Origin of the sequence: Gemmatimonas sp. (genome assembly GCF_044376735.1) — a bacterium.
Taxonomy (GTDB): Bacteria; Gemmatimonadota; Gemmatimonadetes; order Gemmatimonadales; family Gemmatimonadaceae; genus Gemmatimonas.
The window spans coordinates 1-15479 of sequence record NZ_JBILKJ010000063.1 but is presented as its reverse complement, the minus strand read 5'-3'; the positions used below and the strand labels follow the sequence as shown (position 1 = coordinate 15479).

Genomic DNA, 15479 nt, shown 5'->3' with positions numbered 1-15479 from the left:
TTCACCGGTTCACGCCAATCCGCCCGCGTCTCGACGCCATCCAGACCGGCGGCCAGCATCGCGGTGAGCGCAAGATACGGGTTCGCACTCGGATCCGGCGTACGCAATTCCAGGCGGGTCCCCGTTCCGCGACGCTCCGGCACGCGGATCATCGGTGAGCGGTTGCGCATGCTCCACGCCACGTTCACCGGCGCCTCGAAGCCCGGCACGAGTCGCTTGTACGAATTCACCAGCGGATTCGTCACCGCACACAGCGCCCGCGCGTGCTTCAGCAGGCCGCCGATGTAGTGCAACGCCGTCAGGCTCAATTCCCACTCGCGCTGCGGATCCCAGAACGCGTTCTGTCCCGCCGAAAACAACGACTGGTGGGTATGCATCCCGCTGCCGTTCTGCCCGTACACCGGCTTCGGCATGAACGACGCGATCAACTTGAACTGTCGGGCCACCTGCTTCACCACGAAGCGGAACGTGGCGATGTTGTCGGCCGTGCGCAGCGCATCGGCGTACCGGAAGTCGATCTCGTGCTGCCCGTGTGCCACCTCGTGGTGCGACGCCTCGACCTCGAAGCCCATCTGCTCGAGGGTGTCCACGATCGCCCGGCGCGCCTCCTCGCCGAGATCCATCGGCGCAAGATCGAAGTAGCCGCCCACGTCGTGCGTGTCGGTCGCCGGCCGGCCGTCCGCCGTTGGCTTGAACAGGAAGAACTCGGCCTCCATGCCGGCGTTCATGACAAAGCCCAACTCGGCCGCGCGTGCCACCTGACGCTTCAGCACCCACCGCGGATCGCCTTCGAACGGCGTGCCGTCGGGACGGTTCACGTCGCAGATCACGCGCCCGACGCGTGCCGCCGGGTCCCCCCACGGAAAGATCTGGAACGTCGTGAGATCGGGCGCCAGCAGCATGTCCGACTCCTCGACCCGCACGAAGCCTTCGATGCTTGATCCGTCGAACATGATGTCGCCCTGCAGCGCTTTCCTGAACTGCGACGACGGAATCTCGACGTTCTTGATGACGCCCAGAATGTCCGTGAACTGCAGCCGCAGAAATCGCACCTGGTGCGCTTCCGCCAACTCGAGGACATCAGTGGCCGTGGCGCCCGAGAGGGCGGGAGGAACGAGCGAACGACTGTGAGTCGGCACGAATCGGCTGGAAATAGAGGAGGACACCCGTGCCGTATTGTAGTACTTTTTACGCTCATGACTTCATCGAATCTTCCCGGGGGCTCGGCCCCGACTGGTGGCGCCGCGTTCTGCGCCGCCTGTGGCGCGGCCGTTTCCGCCGGCGCACGCTTCTGTCATCGCTGTGGGACCCCGGTCGGACAGGGGCTGCCACTCATGCGCACGCCGACGGCCTCCGGTGGCGCGGCATCGGTGCTCCCGTGGGGCGTGGCCTTCGTCGCCCTGTTGGCCTTGGTGGCGATGGTGGCCGGCAAGAACTTCGGCGCCGCCAAGGGCTCCGCGATCGATGGATCCGCCAACTCGCTCCCCACGCAGGCCGTCGACGGCGCCGGTGGCGCGCCGTTCGCCCAGGGTGGCGGTGGTGGCGGCGGTGCCGCGCCCAACATCGCCAACCTCTCGCCCAGCGAGCGGGCGAACCGCCTGTACACGCGCATCATGGAGTACGCCGAGGCCGGCAAGGTCGACTCAGTCGCCTTCTTCGCGCCCATGGCGATGGCCTCGCACGAATTGCTCACGGGGCCGACGACCGACGAGCGCTATCACTTCGGCCGGATCGCCGAGGTGACCAACGCGCCCGCGGTCGCCAAGGCGCAGGCGGACACCATCCTCCAGGGCTCGCCCACGAACCTGCTCGGGCTCCTCTTGGCCGCCCGCGCCGCGCGCATGACCGGCGACAACACGGCCGCCAAGGCATTCGATCAGCGCCTGCTCAAGGCACTCGAGCCGGAATTGGCCAACCGCCTGCCCGATTACGACATGCACCGGGCCGAGATCGACCGCGCAGCCACCGACGCCCGCCGTCCCGGCTGAGGCACCGGTGGCCGTGACGCCCGCGTTGCCGACTGACGCCGAGGCCGACCACATCACCGCCATGGCCAGGCGCGCGAACGCCGTCCTCATGAAGACGGCACGCGCGCTGGCCAACGCCGCCACCCCCGACGCCCTCTTTCGCGCGCTCGCCGAGTTGCTGACGCAGGAACTGCGCGCCGACGGCTGCGCGGTGTATGCCGCCGATCCGCAGCGCAGAACCGCACGCGTGGAGCATCAGTCGGGGGTCGCCAGCGCCGCGCGCCATCGCCTGGAGGCCGCCTTTTGGCGCACCCGACTGGGCGACGTGATTCTCCACAGCACCCCGATCTTTGTCGAGGACCTGAGCACCGAGTCCGACCTCGACGACATCGGCCCAGCGCTCACGGAGTCGGGAGTCTCCTCCTTGGCACTGCTGCCGTTAGTGCTCGAGGAGCGGGCGCAGGGGGTGCTCGCGATCCGTTTTCTCGGTTCGCGACGCTTCGATGAGCAAGAGCGCGAGCTGCTCGCCCAGCTCGCCACGCTGGTCGCGCTCGCCTTCCGCAATGCGTTGCAGCTGGGCGAACTCGAGCGCCGGGCCGATCGCTTTGCCCTCCTCGCCCAGGCGCAGCAGCAGCTCACGCAGCTCACCAGCCAGGAAAGCCTGCCTAAGGCCGTGGCCGCCGCGGTGTACTCGGTGATCCCCTGCGAGGTCATCGAGGTCCTCGCCAACGGTGCGAATGGACTGCAGCGCGTCCTGCACATGGAGGCGGGCCGGGTCAGCTCCACCGAGCCGTTTCCGCTCCAGCAATCGCTGTTGGCCGTGGCCACCGAACAGACGGGCGTTGCCCGGTTGGCGTCGCATCTGGCCGCTGGGACCGATGTAGACCGCGGAACCATGGAGCTCTGCGCCGCCGTGCGCTTCGGTCAACGCCGCGCCGGCGTGATCCGGCTGCTCGACGCCAACGGCGACGCCTTCGCCATGCAGGATCTCGACCTGCTCACCATCATGGCGCGTCACGCCGGCACCGCCGTGGAAACGGCGCGGTTGTTCGCGCTGCAGCAGTTCCAGCGCCAGCGCGCCGAGGGCGCGGCGGAGCTGGCCAGAGTCGCGCTCCAGGCCACGACACTAGCCGACGGGGCAACCGAACTCCTGCAGGTGCTCGACCGGTTCGTGCCGTCAATCGGGAAGGCCATCGGCGTGGCCCGGTCTCGTGGTGGGCTGATCGAATACGTGGCCGCCAGCGGCACGCTCGATGCGTTCAAGGGACAGCGGCCAGCCGGCGTAACGGGCGTTCTGGACTTCGCGCCGGATGGACGTGCCGCCGAACTCACCAGCCTCCGCGACATCGCGCCTGCCAGCCTCGCGGCCGCACTCCCCGACGAATGGGCGCTGGCCGTTCCGCTGGTCGCACGCGAACGCCTCCTCGGCTTGCTGCTGGTCACCGCGCCGCGTGCCGCCCCCCTACGGCCACGCGATCGCATCACCCTCGAACGGCTCTCCGCCTCGCTCTCCCTTGCGATCGACGCCCTGCTGCTCGACGAGGAAGAGCGCCTCGCCCGCGAACGCGAGCACCTGCTCGCCACCGCGCTCACCACGATCGACCATCCCATCTTCATCCTCGATCGCGTCGGTGTCCGCTACGCCAATCCGGCCGCCGCCCGTGAGTACGGGTGGTCGCAGGTGGAGTTGATGGACATGGCCTTCGAGCAGCTCGTCTCCGGAAATGACACCCGGGAGAGCGTGCGTGAGGTCGACGGCCTGATCGAAGCCGGAGTTCGCCTCTCGCACGACATCCACCGCCGGCGTGATGGCACCGAGTTCCCCGGCGCCGTCACGGTCAGCCCGCTCACCGGGCATGACGGCGAGCGCCTCGGACAGGTCGTGAGCGTGCGAAACGTCAGCCAGGACCGACGCTTTGAGGAACAGCTCCGGCACACCGAGAAAATGGTCGCCCTTGGCGAACTCGTAGCCGGCGTCGCCCACGAGATCAACAATCCGCTCACCGGAATCTCCGCCTTTGCACAGCTCCTGCTCGAAGAAGAGCTCGGCGACGACCAACGCGAATCGGTCCAGCTGATCAAGCAGGAAAGCGACCGCGCCACGACGGTCATCAAGGATCTGCTCCTGTTCGCTCGAATAACCGAGCGCGGCACCGGACCCGTACCCATCAACGAGCTCATCGAGCAGACGCTGCGCCTCCGCGCATACCCGCTGCGCAACAGTGGCGTTCAGGTCGACCTGCAGCTCGACCCCACCAATCCGCACAGCAGCGGCGACGCGCAGAAGCTCCAGCAAGTCCTCCTCAACGTGATCGGGAATGCGGAACAGGCGATGCTCGGTCGGAGCGAGCGGCGGCTCACCATCCGGACCACCCACGATGCCGAGCACGTGATCGTCGCCGCCGTCGATACGGGTGTCGGCATGACCGCGGAAGTGCGCCAACGCATCTTTGAGCCATTCTTCACCACCAAACCGGGCGGCGTCGGCACGGGGCTCGGCCTCAGTGTCAGCTACGGGATCGTTCGCGCACATGGCGGGACGATCGACGTCGAGTCCACGCCCGATGTCGGGACGACCGTCACCATCACGCTCTTGGCAGTCCCCCACGACCGACTATGACCACTCCTCCGCTACACGATCCGATCGTCGCGATCGAAGCCGCCGGTGCCGCACTGGCCGACGATGCGATGCGCCGCATTCTCGTGGTCGACGACGAGTCCACGATCCGGCTGGCGCTCAGTCGTTTTCTGCGCACCCGCGGCTTCGACGTGGAGGTGGCCGACTCCGGCACGGCGGCGCTCGACCTGCTGGCGCAAAAACGCTTCTCGCTGATGCTCTGCGATCTCCGGATGCCTGGCGTCAGCGGCCTCGATCTGGTGCCGCGCGCGCTCGCGATCGATGCCGACCTCGGCATCATCATGTTGACCGCCGTCAATGACGCCGCGAGCGCCACCGAGGCGCTCTCCAACGGCGCGTTCGACTACCTCACGAAGCCCGTCGAGCTTCCCGACCTGCAAGCGGCCGTCGAACGCGCCTCGACGCGCCGCCTCCGCACCGTGGAACGGCGGGCCGTCGATCGCCTCATTCGCGAGGAAGTGGCGCTACGCACCATCCAGCTGGAGCAGGAAAAGGGAGCCCTCCGCGCCATGACCATCAGCGTCGCCGAGACGCTGATCAACGCCATGGAGGCGAAGGATCTCTACCTGCGCGGCCACTCGCAGCGGGTCGCGGAAATCGCCGCCGCGCTGGCCGTGCATCTCGAGCTCGACGCCACCACCGTGGCCTCCATTCACACGGCTGGACGCCTGCACGATGTCGGCAAGATCGGGATCCGCGAAGAGATCCTCAACAAACCGGGACCCCTCACCCACGACGAATTCGCCCATGTGAAGGACCACGTGCGCATCGGTCTCGAGATCCTCTCGCCGCTCAACCACCTCGGCGAGGCCCTCCTGTACATTCGCGACCATCATGAGCACTGGGACGGCGGCGGCTATCCCTTCGGGCGCGCCGCCGACGACATCACCATCGGCGGGCGGATTCTCACCGCCGCCGACGCCTTCGACGCGCTCACCTCGAAGCGGGCCTACCGGGAGCCGATGACGGCCGCCACGTCCCTCGAGTACCTCCGCACGCAGACCGGCCGCCTGCTCGAGCCGCGCATCTACGACGCGCTGTACGCGGTGGTGCAAAGCGGCATGGTGGAAGGAATTCCGCGCGTGAAGTAAGCCGAACGCTTGACTCCCACGCTTTTTGTATGTACTTGGTCGTGCTGTTCTGCAGCACACCCAGTGGTGGGTTTCACGAGCCGCGTCGCCACAGCCGGTACAGGAGCCGGGGCGAGCGACGATCGCGTTCGAACTTTTCCGAGGAGAGGAGGCGTCATGCCGCGTGGCGACGAGTTTGAGAAGCTCCATCTGATGGATGACGACATGGATGATGTGGGCTACGGCCGCTCGTCGTACGACGAAGATGAGGAGGATGGCTACGGCCTCCCCTCCGAAAGCGGCGACTCCCTCTGGGACGATGCCGAGGACGACGACGACGAGGACGACGACGACGACGAGGGCGACAGCTTCGAGGATGAGCTGATCGAGGAGGACGACGACGAAGACGACATCTTCAGTCGTCCCGTGCGCCGCGGCCCCGGTCGTCCGCCCAAGAATCCGGGCGCCCCGAAGCCGGCCCCGAAGGCGAAGGCGCCCAAGCCGGAACCCAAGGTGGAAGTGCCCGACGTCGCCGATGACATCGACGATCTCGACGAGTTGCTGCTCGACGACGACGCCGAGTTGGCCGCCGAACCACCAGTGATGGCCCCCAAGGCCCCGAAGGCTCCTAAGGCCCCGAAGGCTCCTAAGGCCCCCACGGCTCCAAAGGCCCCCAAGGCTCCAGCCGCCCCCAAGGCGGAAGCCCCGGCCGCCAAGCCGGCCGCCAAGCCGGCCGCCAAGCCGGCCGCCAAGCCAGCGGCCAAGCCAGCCCCGGCCAAGAAGTCTCCGGCCAAGAAGGCCCCGGCCAAGCCGGCCCCGGCTAAGAAGGCTCCGGCCAAGAAGGCTCCGGCCAAGAAGGCCCCAGCCAAGAAGGCTCCGGCCAAGAAGGCTCCGGCCAAGAAGGCTCCGGCCAAGAAGGCTCCGGCCAAGAAGGCCCCGGCCAAGAAGGCTCCGGCCAAGAAGGCCCCGGCCAAGAAGGCCCCGGCCAAGAAGGCCCCGGCCAAGAAGGCCCCGGCGAAGGCCGTCAAGACCGCGGCGAAACCCGGCAAGAAGGGCGCGAAGCGCCGGTGATGCCGCCCGACGAGCAGCCGCCGTTCGAGCGGCGGCTGCTCGACGCGCTGCCGCTCACGGTCTGGTCCGTCGATCTCGACGGACGCATCACGGCGGCGAACAGCGCATGGTCCAAGTTCGCCACCGATAACGGAGCCCCCGGTATCGCCACCGAAGCGGCGGTACTCGGGCGTTCGGTCTTCGATAGCGTCTCCGACGACTTCTCGCGCGACCAGATCCGGCGCGCCATGACGCTCCTGCGCGATCGTCGCGTCCCGGTCGTCCGCTGGGAATTCCCCTGCAGCTCGCCCAACGAAGAGCGCGTCTTCCTCATGCATGTCACCGCGATCGACGACGGCCGGCACGTCTCCGGCTTCGTCTTCTCGACGGTGGACATCACGGCGAGCCATCGCTCGCGTGAAGCGCTCATCAACACCGGCATCGCCCTCGCCGAGGCGATCTCGCTCGATCGCGTCTACGAACAGGTGGCGCAACAGCTCCTCCGTGCCGTCCCCTCCACCGGCTTCGTCATCGCCCTGGCCGACGACGACACCGCCGAGTTCCGCATCACCCACCGGCAGGGCTACGACGCGCACACCAGCCGGCAGCTCGAGACCCGGCTGCTCCGCACCTGGCTCGACGCGCTCGCCACCGGCAACGTGACCCGACAGTCGTCCGCCACCGTCGGCCTCGAAATCACCGCCCCGCTGGTCACCACCGAGGGCGTGCTCGGCGCGATCACCCTCTCCGCCGAACCGATTGACTCCGAGCAGGTGCTCGAGGAGGCGGAGCGCGTGCTCGCCGTGATCGCCGCGCAAACGGCCGTCGCCATCGAGCGCGCCTGGCTGGTGCGGCGCGTGGAGTCCAAGCGCCGCCTCGAAGCCATCGGCGAGGTCGCCGCTGGCGTCGCCCACGAGCTGCGCAATCCGTTGTTTGGCATCTCCTCGGCGGCGCAGCTGCTGCAATTCCGCGCCGGGGACGATCCGGTCGTCGAGAAGAACGTCGGCCGCATTCTGCGCGAGGTCGAACGACTCAACCGCATGGTGACGTCGCTCCTCGACTTCGGCCGACCCAACGCCGCGCACCTCATGCCCGCCGATCCCGAAGTAGTCTGGGACGACATCCTCGACGCCGAGCGTGCCCGCCTGGAATCGCGGCAGCTCGCCATTCGGCGGGTGCGCCCAGACCATCCGGTGCGCAGCCTGATTGATCTGGAGCAACTCGGACAGGTCTGCCGCAATATCTTGGTCAACGCCTGCGACGCCGCGCCAGACGGGTCGGAGCTCGTGCTGACCTCGCAGGTATCGCCCGTGGGTGGCTGGCGCTGCCGGCTGTCGAACGGCGGTCCCGTCATCCCGCCCGATGTCCTGCCCCATGTCTTCGAGTTCTTCTTCTCGACCAAGGCGGGCGGCACCGGCATTGGCTTGGCGCTCTGCCAGCGCATCATGGACGAACACGGCGGCACGATCGGTATCGACAGCACCCCCGAACACGGGACGACGCTCACCCTCACGCTTCCCCCCACGGCGGCCACGTGACCTTGTCGCTGCTCGTCATCGACGACGACGAAACGGTCCGCTCGACGCTGGTCGAATTTTTCGAGACCTTCGGCTTCACGGCGCGTGGGGCGTCCACCGCCACCGAAGGGCGGCGGATGGCCGCCGAGCACGCGCCCGATGTCGTGCTCCTCGACCTGCGCCTCCCCGATGCCGACGGGATCCGGGCACTCGAGGCGCTCCGGGCCGACGATCCCGACCTCGCCGTCATCGTGCTCACCGGATACGCCGACGTACGAACCGCCGTCGCCGCCATGCAGCACGGCGCGGCGGACTTGCTGGAAAAGCCGGTCGATCTCGAACGGCTCACGGCCGCCGTCACCCGTGCCGCCGAGCGCGCGCGACTCCGACAGGAGGTTGCCCTGCTCCGGGCCCGCGGACGCGCTGAGGCAACCACGCCGGCGATGGCCCCCACGGTCGCCGACCTCATCGAGCTGGCCGCCCGGAATCCCGACGCCCCGATACTGCTGCAAGGGGAAACGGGCACCGGCAAGGGGTACATCGCGCGACAGATCCACGATCGTTCGGTGCGGAACCGATCGCCCTTCGTGGAGATCAATTGCGCCTCGCTCTCCGCCACGTTTTTCGAAAGCGAGCTGTTCGGCCACGAACGAGGGGCGTTCACCGACGCGCGACAGGCAAAGCGCGGTCTACTCGAAGTGGCCGGTGATGGCACCGTGTTTCTCGACGAGATCGCCGAGCTGAGCCCCGACGTCCAGCCGCGGCTGCTCAAGGTGTTGGAAGAGCGCACCTTCCGGCGACTTGGGGGCACCACGATGCTCCGCTCGTCGGCTCGGGTCGTCGTGGCCACACACCAGTCGGTGGCCGAGGCGGTGGCCGAGAAGCGCTTCCGGGCCGATCTCTACTACCGCCTGCAGGTGCTCACGATCACCCTGCCGCCTCTACGGGAGCGTCGCGACGAAATCCTGCCCATGGCCATGGCCATGGCGCCCAAGGGTAGTTCGTTCACGAACGAAGCGGAAGACCTCCTGGCCGACTATCGCTGGCCGGGAAACATCCGCGAGCTCAAGAACACCATCTGGCGCGCCGCCATTCTCGCCGAAGGACGGCCGATCGAGCCGGCGCACCTCGGGCTCATCCACACACCACAGACCGCGACGGCGAATCCGGGACCGACCGAGCCGCGGACCTTGGCCCAGGCCGAACGCGAGGTCATTCGCGAGGCACTCACCGCCAGCGGCGGCAACCGCACCCACGCCGCCCGCATCTTGGGGATTGCCCGCTCCACCTTGCTCGAGAAGCTCAAACAGTCCCCGGCCGATTTCTCCTGAGCCTGCACAGCACCCCGGATCCGACCGACCGGAATTCGGTCAGCCCTGAGCGTCTTCGACCGGATTTCCGGCAGACACGGCATCAGTCTTGTGAGCCGACGGTCGTCGAAATCATTACTCAGCAAGCAGTTACGGTGAGTCGGCGCGCCGCGGCCCACTTCTCGCCGAGCACAGGGGTATGACTACCCCGCCTGAAGTGCTCAAGTCCGTGCTCATCGTCGAAGATGAGCAGTCCATTCGCGACGTTCTCGTCGAACTGTTCGAGGTCGAAGGCAACGCGGTCACTTCCGCCGATTTGCTCCCGGAAGCACTCGAGCGACTGCGCGCGCAGCGCTTCGATCTGGTCGTCACCGACCTGCGGCTCGGCGGAAAGCGCGACGGTGGACTGCAGGTGATGGCAGTCGCCGGCATGCTCTCACCCGATGCCATGGTGCTGGTGCTCACCGCTTACCCCGACGACTCCAATCGGCAAGCGTCGTTCCGCCTGGGCGCGCTGCACTTTCTCGAGAAGCCGGTTGACCTCGCCACGATTGCGCAGCATGCGGCCACGGTGGGTGTTCGCTCCGCCTTCGCCCAAACCAACCGCAGCTGACGCGGTCCAGCTTGGCGGGGACGGTCACGCGACGGACGCGACGACCGAAGGGCGACGGTTGACCTGAGGCCAGCACACGGAGGCGATCCGTCGTATATTGCCCTCCCCATGGCCGAGTCTCCCGTCCCACTTCTCCGCGCTCACGCGCGACATGCCCCGTGGAATGCCCGCGGGCTCGCGGCCCATGCCGCCAATCTGGTGGATTCTGCCGGGATGAAGCCCACCAACGCCTCGGCGCGGGCGATGCCCAGCGCGCGGGCGGTGCGCTTTTATGTCGCCAACGGACTCCTTGATCGGCCGGAGGGCGCCGGCACGGCGGCCACGTACGGCTATCGACATCTGCTGCAGCTGCTGGCGATCAAGATCCGCCAGCGCGAGGGGCAGACCCTCGAGGCGATCAAGAAGGAAATGCGGGAAGTCACCGGTGATGCGCTCGAACGGCGCGTCGCCGCCTCGCTCGCGCCGGCGCTCACGCTGCAGATGGACACCAGCGCTCCCAAGCAGAACGGCGTCGCCAGCTGGCGACACGTACCCATTGCGGATGGCGTGGAGTTGCATGTGCGGGACGATTCGCCGGCCGCACGCGACGACCTCCTCGTCTCGCTGCGCGACCTGCTGCGTAACGCACTGGGCCGAAACGACTACGGGACCTGACTCCGATCTCGGATCACTGATCCCGTCGGGATCCGGCAGGTCGGCACGGCACGGTGCATCTCCCCCGTTGTATCCAATTCCGCTCTGGTTTTTCCGCGTGAGTTGATGCCTGTTCCGGGTATCGCACCACGCGGGGCCTCTTTCGTGTGCACACATGGCGTATCGCGTTTTAGTCACCGACGATGTCGATCCGGAAGGCCTGGCCCTGCTCGCCGCCGAGCCGGAGCTGCTGGTCGATGAAGTCCCCACCCTGCCGAAGGACGAGCTCCTTCGTCGCATCGGCGACTATGACGCCATCGTCGGCCGCAGCGCGACCCGCATCTCCGCCGAGCTGCTGCGCGCCGCGAAGAAGCTGCGCGTCGTCGGACGGGCGGGCGTCGGTGTCGACAACATCGCCCTCGATGTCGCCACCGAACTCGGCGTCGCGATCATCAACGCGCCGGCCGGTAATACGGTCGCCGTCGCCGAGCTGTTCTTCGGCACGGTGATCGGCTTGCTGCGTCAGCTGCCCGCCGCGGCGCTGTCCATGCAGAACGGCGTGTGGGATCGCTCCAAGCTCATGGGTCGCGAACTCAAGGGGAAAACGCTCGGCATCGTCGGACTCGGTCGCATCGGCAGTGAAGTCGCCATGCGGGCCCATGCCTTCGGCATGACCGTGGTGGCCTTCGATCCCTACATCGCCGACGAACGGTTCACCGCGCTTCGGGTGCGTCGTGCGGCCTCGCTCGACACGCTGCTCGCCGAGAGCAACATCCTCACGATGCACGTGCCGCTCAACGACGAAACGCGCGGCATGATCGGCAAGCGGGAACTGGGCCGCCTGCCCGGCCGCTCGGTCGTGGTCAACATGGCGCGTGGCGGCATCATCGACGAAACGGCGCTGCTGGCCGCACTGGAAGCCGATCAGCTGCGCGGCGCCGTGCTCGACGTATTCACCGCGGAGCCGCTCGCGGCCGATTCGCCGTTACGCACGGCGCCCAATCTGCTGCTCACACCGCACCTCGGCGCCAACACGGTCGAAGCGCAGCGCAACGTATCGCGCGATGTGTGTCTGGCGGTGCGCGATGCGCTGCTGCGTAACGACCTCTCGAAGTCGATCAACGTGGCGGGCGGTTCGGGCGAGTGGGGCGACTTGCAGCCCGCCATGCTCGTCGCGCGACGCGCTGCCGCGGTGGCCCGGGCCGTCTTGGCCGACCAAGGGATGCGCGCGGTACGGCGGCTGGCCCTGCGCATCGGTCCCGATCTCGCGCACGGCGCCGGGCCGCTGCTCGCCGCAGCCGCCGCGGGTGTGCTTGAAGGCGTGATCGAAACGGATCGCCTCAATCTCATCAACGCCCGCAGTCTCGCCGAAGCGCGCGGCCTCGAACTCTCGGTCGGGGAATCCAGCGAGCTCGGACATCCGCGTGCCATCGAGGTCGCACTCGCCGGCGGCATGCAGCAGCTGGCGGTGGCCGGTGCCGCGCCCGAAGGCAGCAAACCGCGACTCACCCGCATCGGACAGTTCCACGTCGATGTGAATCCGCGGCAGACGCTGCTCATTCTCACGAATCACGACGTGCCGGGCGTCATCGGACGCGTCGGGACGCTGTTGGGCGAACGCAAGGTCAACATCGCCGAGTATCATCAGGCCCGGTTGGCCCAGGGGGGCGACGCCCTGGCGGCGATCTCCGTCGACGGCACCGTCAGCGAAGAGACGCGTAAGGCGCTGTTGGAATTGCCCGACGTGCTGACCGCCAGCGTGGCCCACTTCGGCACCGAGTAGGCGAGCGCCGTTTATGAGTGGCACCAGCGACGTCACGACCGTCGACATCGACATCCGTCGCGCCTTTGCGCGCGACGCCTCGGGACTCGAGATGATTCCCGACGCGGTGGCACGTCCCACCAGCATCGACGAAGTCACCGAGCTGCTGCGCGAGGCCACCTCGGCGCGTACGGCGGTCACCCCCGCCGGCTGGCAGTCGAGTACGACCGGCGCCTCCATCACCGACCACGGGCTCCTGTTGTCGTTGCGCGGGCTGGACACGATCGGTGAGGTGGACACCGACACGCGCAGCGTACGCGTGGGGCCGGGCGCGATCGTGGCGGATGTGCGCCGGGCCGCGGAAGCGGCCGGCCTGCTCTTCACCCCCGACCCCACCAGCGAAGAAGAGTCCACCATCGGCGGCGCGATCGCCTGCAACGCCTCCGGCGCGCGCTCGCTGCGCTACGGCGCCACGCGGCCGCATGTCCGGGCGATCACGGTGCTGCTAGCCAGCGGGGAGCGACTCGACCTGCGTCGGCCGCAACTGGAGAAGAACACCGTCGGCTATCCGATTGCGCACGACCCGGTGGATTGGTTCGTGGGCAGTGAAGGCACCCTCGGCGTCATCGTGGAAGCGGAGCTGGCGCTGCATGCGCTCCCCACGCAGGTGCTCGGTCTCATGGTCCCGTTCGAGCACGAAAACGACGCCCTCGCGTTCGTCGTGTCGGCCCGTCGCTCCACCTCCGTGCATCCGCGCTGTCTGGAGTTCTTCGATCAGGGCGCGATGGACATCGCGCGCGCGGCGGAGGGCAGCACGGGGTGGGCCACCAACGCCACGGCCATGGTGTACGTCGAGGAAACCGGCGATGACGAAGCGCGCCCCGACGACGAGCTACCACTCGAGGCGTGGCTCGAACTCGCCGATGCCCACGCCGCGCTCAGCGCCGACATCCGCGTGTACGACTCGGCCACAGCCCTGCGCGAGGCGCGCCATCTGCGCCATGCCGTGCCGGCCACCATGAACGAGCGCGGCGCCGCGCGGCGACCGTTCGGCGGCCGCAAAGTCAGCACCGACTGGGCTGTGCCGTATCCACGACTCGCCGACGCACTGCACATCGCGCGGCGCTATGCCGCCGATGCCGGCATCACCTCAGGCATCGCGTACGGACACGCCGGCAACGGCCATCCGCATCAGAATTTCATCGCGCAGGATGCCGACGAGCTGCATCAGATCGAACGCGTAGTCGAAGCCACGCTGCGCGACGTGATCGCCATGGGTGGCACCGTGGCTGCCGAACACGGCATCGGCAAACTCAAGCGCCGCTGGCTGCCCATGCAGGCCAGCCCCGCACAGCTGCGCGTCATGCGCGCGATCAAGCACGAGTTCGACCCCCTTGGTCTGCTGGCGCAGGGCAACGTGCTGTGAACACCACGACCACGGCGCCGGCCGTCGACCTGCGACGTCCGCGATTCAAGACGGTCATCTTCGACGTCGACTCCACGGTCTGCGCACTCGAGGGCATCGATTGGCTGGCCGCGCGCCGCGACCCGGAGATCGCCCGGGAGAGCGAGGCGCTCACGGCGCAGGCCATGGCCGGCGAACTCCCGATCGAGGCGGTGTACACGCGACGGCTGGAGCGCATCCGTCCCACCGCCGCCGAGTTGATCGCGCTGGCGGAGGCATACCGTGAGTCGCTGCAACCCGGCGCGCAGGAGCTGTTCACGCGGCTGCAGCGCGCCGGCTGTCAGGTGCATCTGCTCAGCGGCGGATTGCGCATCGCCATCGTGCCAATCGCGTTGCAGCTGGGGGTCCCCATCGATCGCGTGCATGCCGTCTCGATCGTGCGCGACACCGACGGCACCATGAGCCTGCTCGACGGCGATCAGCCGCTCTCCACGCAGCGCGGCAAGCCGCTCACAGTGCAGCAACTCGCATTGGCGAAGCCGACCGTGATGATCGGTGACGGCTCCACCGACGCGGCGGTGCGGGGCGTGGTCACCGAATTCATCGCCTACACCGGCGTCGCGCGCCGCGAGAACGTCGTGGCCGTGGCCGACGCCGAAGCCGACAGCTTCGCCGCGCTGTATCCGTTGCTCTTCTACGCCGCGCCCTCGAGGTAAGGAGCCATGTCCGACTTCGGCACGTTCTTCCTTCCCGGGCCCACCGAGGTGCGGCGTGAAGTGCTCGAGGCGATGCTCGCCCCGATGCTCCCGCACCGGGGAGCCATCTTCGAGGCGCTCTTCGCCCGCATTCAGGCTGGCCTGCGTCCGATTTTTCGGACCACGCGCCCGGTGTACGTCTCGAGTTCGTCGGCCACCGGACTCATGGAAGCGGCGATCCGCTGCGCGGCGCCGGGGCCGATCCTGTCGATGGTGAACGGCGCCTTCAGTGAGCGGTTCGCGAATATCGCAGTGGCCTGCGGCCGCGACACGCACGTAGTCGGCGGCGACTGGCATCAGCCCGTGCCGCTCGATGTCGTCGAGCGTGCGCTGCGCGAACGGCGCTACTCGGCCATCACCGTGGTCCACTCCGAAACGAGCACGGGGACGCTCACAGCGTTGCCGGAACTCGCCGCCCTGGCGCATCAGTACGACGCCGCGGTGCTGGTCGACTCGGTCACCGGTCTGGGAGGCGTACGCGTCGAGACCGAGGCCTGGGACCTCGACTTCGTGCTCACGGGCTCGCAGAAGGCGCTCGCGCTGCCCCCCGGTCTCGCCTTCGGGGTGGCATCCACGCGCTACATCGAGCAGGCCAGCCAGGCCACCGCACGTGGCCTCTATTTCGACATGGTCGAGTTCGAGGAGTTCGTCCACAAGAACCAGACGCCGAGCACGCCCGCGATCTCGCTGCTGTATGCCACGGCGGTGCAGGGTGAATACATCGCGCGCGAAACCATCGACGCGCGTTGGGCGCGCCAT

At 68.0% G+C, this 15479-nt stretch carries 13 protein-coding genes; 12 read left to right on the top strand and 1 reads right to left on the bottom strand.

From position 1 onward, the window contains the following. Nucleotides 1-1070: glutamine synthetase family protein (locus ACIRA7_RS10165; RefSeq protein WP_396220728.1), on the bottom strand; the 1070-nt coding region annotated here is incomplete at its 3' end. A gap of 126 nt (nt 1071-1196) precedes the next feature. Here ACIRA7_RS10165 and ACIRA7_RS10160 point away from each other — a divergent pair. The 12 genes from ACIRA7_RS10160 to ACIRA7_RS10105 form a co-directional block, all read left to right on the top strand. Further along, on the top strand, nt 1197-1988 hold the full coding sequence (locus tag ACIRA7_RS10160) for a zinc-ribbon domain-containing protein (protein ID WP_396220726.1): 792 nt from the start codon (nt 1197-1199) through the stop codon (nt 1986-1988). A gap of 7 nt (nt 1989-1995) precedes the next feature. Next, nucleotides 1996-4587, top strand: a complete 2592-nt coding sequence (locus tag ACIRA7_RS10155) for an ATP-binding protein (protein WP_396220725.1) — start codon at nt 1996-1998, stop codon at nt 4585-4587. Then, entirely contained in the window at nt 4584-5696 is a 1113-nt protein-coding gene (locus ACIRA7_RS10150) for an HD-GYP domain-containing protein (protein ID WP_396220724.1), read from the top strand. Before ACIRA7_RS10155 ends, ACIRA7_RS10150 begins: the two co-directional genes overlap by 4 nt. A gap of 156 nt (nt 5697-5852) precedes the next feature. Continuing rightward, a complete protein-coding gene (locus ACIRA7_RS10145; RefSeq protein ID WP_396220723.1) occupies nt 5853-6746 on the top strand; it encodes a hypothetical protein in 894 nt (297 codons plus the stop codon). Beyond that, nucleotides 6746-8263: an ATP-binding protein gene (locus ACIRA7_RS10140; RefSeq protein ID WP_396220727.1), complete on the top strand. Its 1518-nt coding sequence runs from the start codon at nt 6746-6748 to the stop codon at nt 8261-8263. Before ACIRA7_RS10145 ends, ACIRA7_RS10140 begins: the two co-directional genes overlap by 1 nt. After that, a complete protein-coding gene (locus ACIRA7_RS10135; RefSeq protein ID WP_396220722.1) occupies nt 8260-9573 on the top strand; it encodes a sigma-54-dependent transcriptional regulator in 1314 nt (437 codons plus the stop codon). Before ACIRA7_RS10140 ends, ACIRA7_RS10135 begins: the two co-directional genes overlap by 4 nt. A 178-nt stretch (nt 9574-9751) precedes the next feature. Beyond that, nucleotides 9752-10165 (top strand): response regulator, encoded by a 414-nt coding sequence (locus ACIRA7_RS10130; RefSeq protein WP_396220721.1) that lies wholly within the window; start codon nt 9752-9754, stop codon nt 10163-10165. 108 nt (nt 10166-10273) lie between these two features. Beyond that, nucleotides 10274-10819: a MerR family transcriptional regulator gene (locus ACIRA7_RS10125; protein ID WP_396220720.1), complete on the top strand. Its 546-nt coding sequence runs from the start codon at nt 10274-10276 to the stop codon at nt 10817-10819. Nucleotides 10820-10973: 154 nt separating this feature from the next. Beyond that, nucleotides 10974-12581 carry a phosphoglycerate dehydrogenase gene (serA, locus tag ACIRA7_RS10120; RefSeq protein ID WP_396220719.1) on the top strand — a complete coding sequence of 536 codons (1608 nt, stop codon included), beginning with the start codon at nt 10974-10976 and terminating at the stop codon, nt 12579-12581. Nucleotides 12582-12594: 13 nt separating this feature from the next. Continuing rightward, a complete protein-coding gene (locus ACIRA7_RS10115; protein WP_396220718.1) occupies nt 12595-13986 on the top strand; it encodes an FAD-binding oxidoreductase in 1392 nt (463 codons plus the stop codon). Then, the gene (locus tag ACIRA7_RS10110; RefSeq protein ID WP_396220717.1) at nt 13983-14681 is read left to right on the top strand and encodes an HAD-IB family phosphatase; all 699 of its coding nucleotides are present in this window, start codon (nt 13983-13985) and stop codon (nt 14679-14681) included. Before ACIRA7_RS10115 ends, ACIRA7_RS10110 begins: the two co-directional genes overlap by 4 nt. A gap of 6 nt (nt 14682-14687) precedes the next feature. Next, nucleotides 14688-15479, top strand: a 792-nt coding sequence (locus ACIRA7_RS10105) for a pyridoxal-phosphate-dependent aminotransferase family protein (protein WP_396220716.1), incomplete at its 3' end; no start/stop codon positions are given.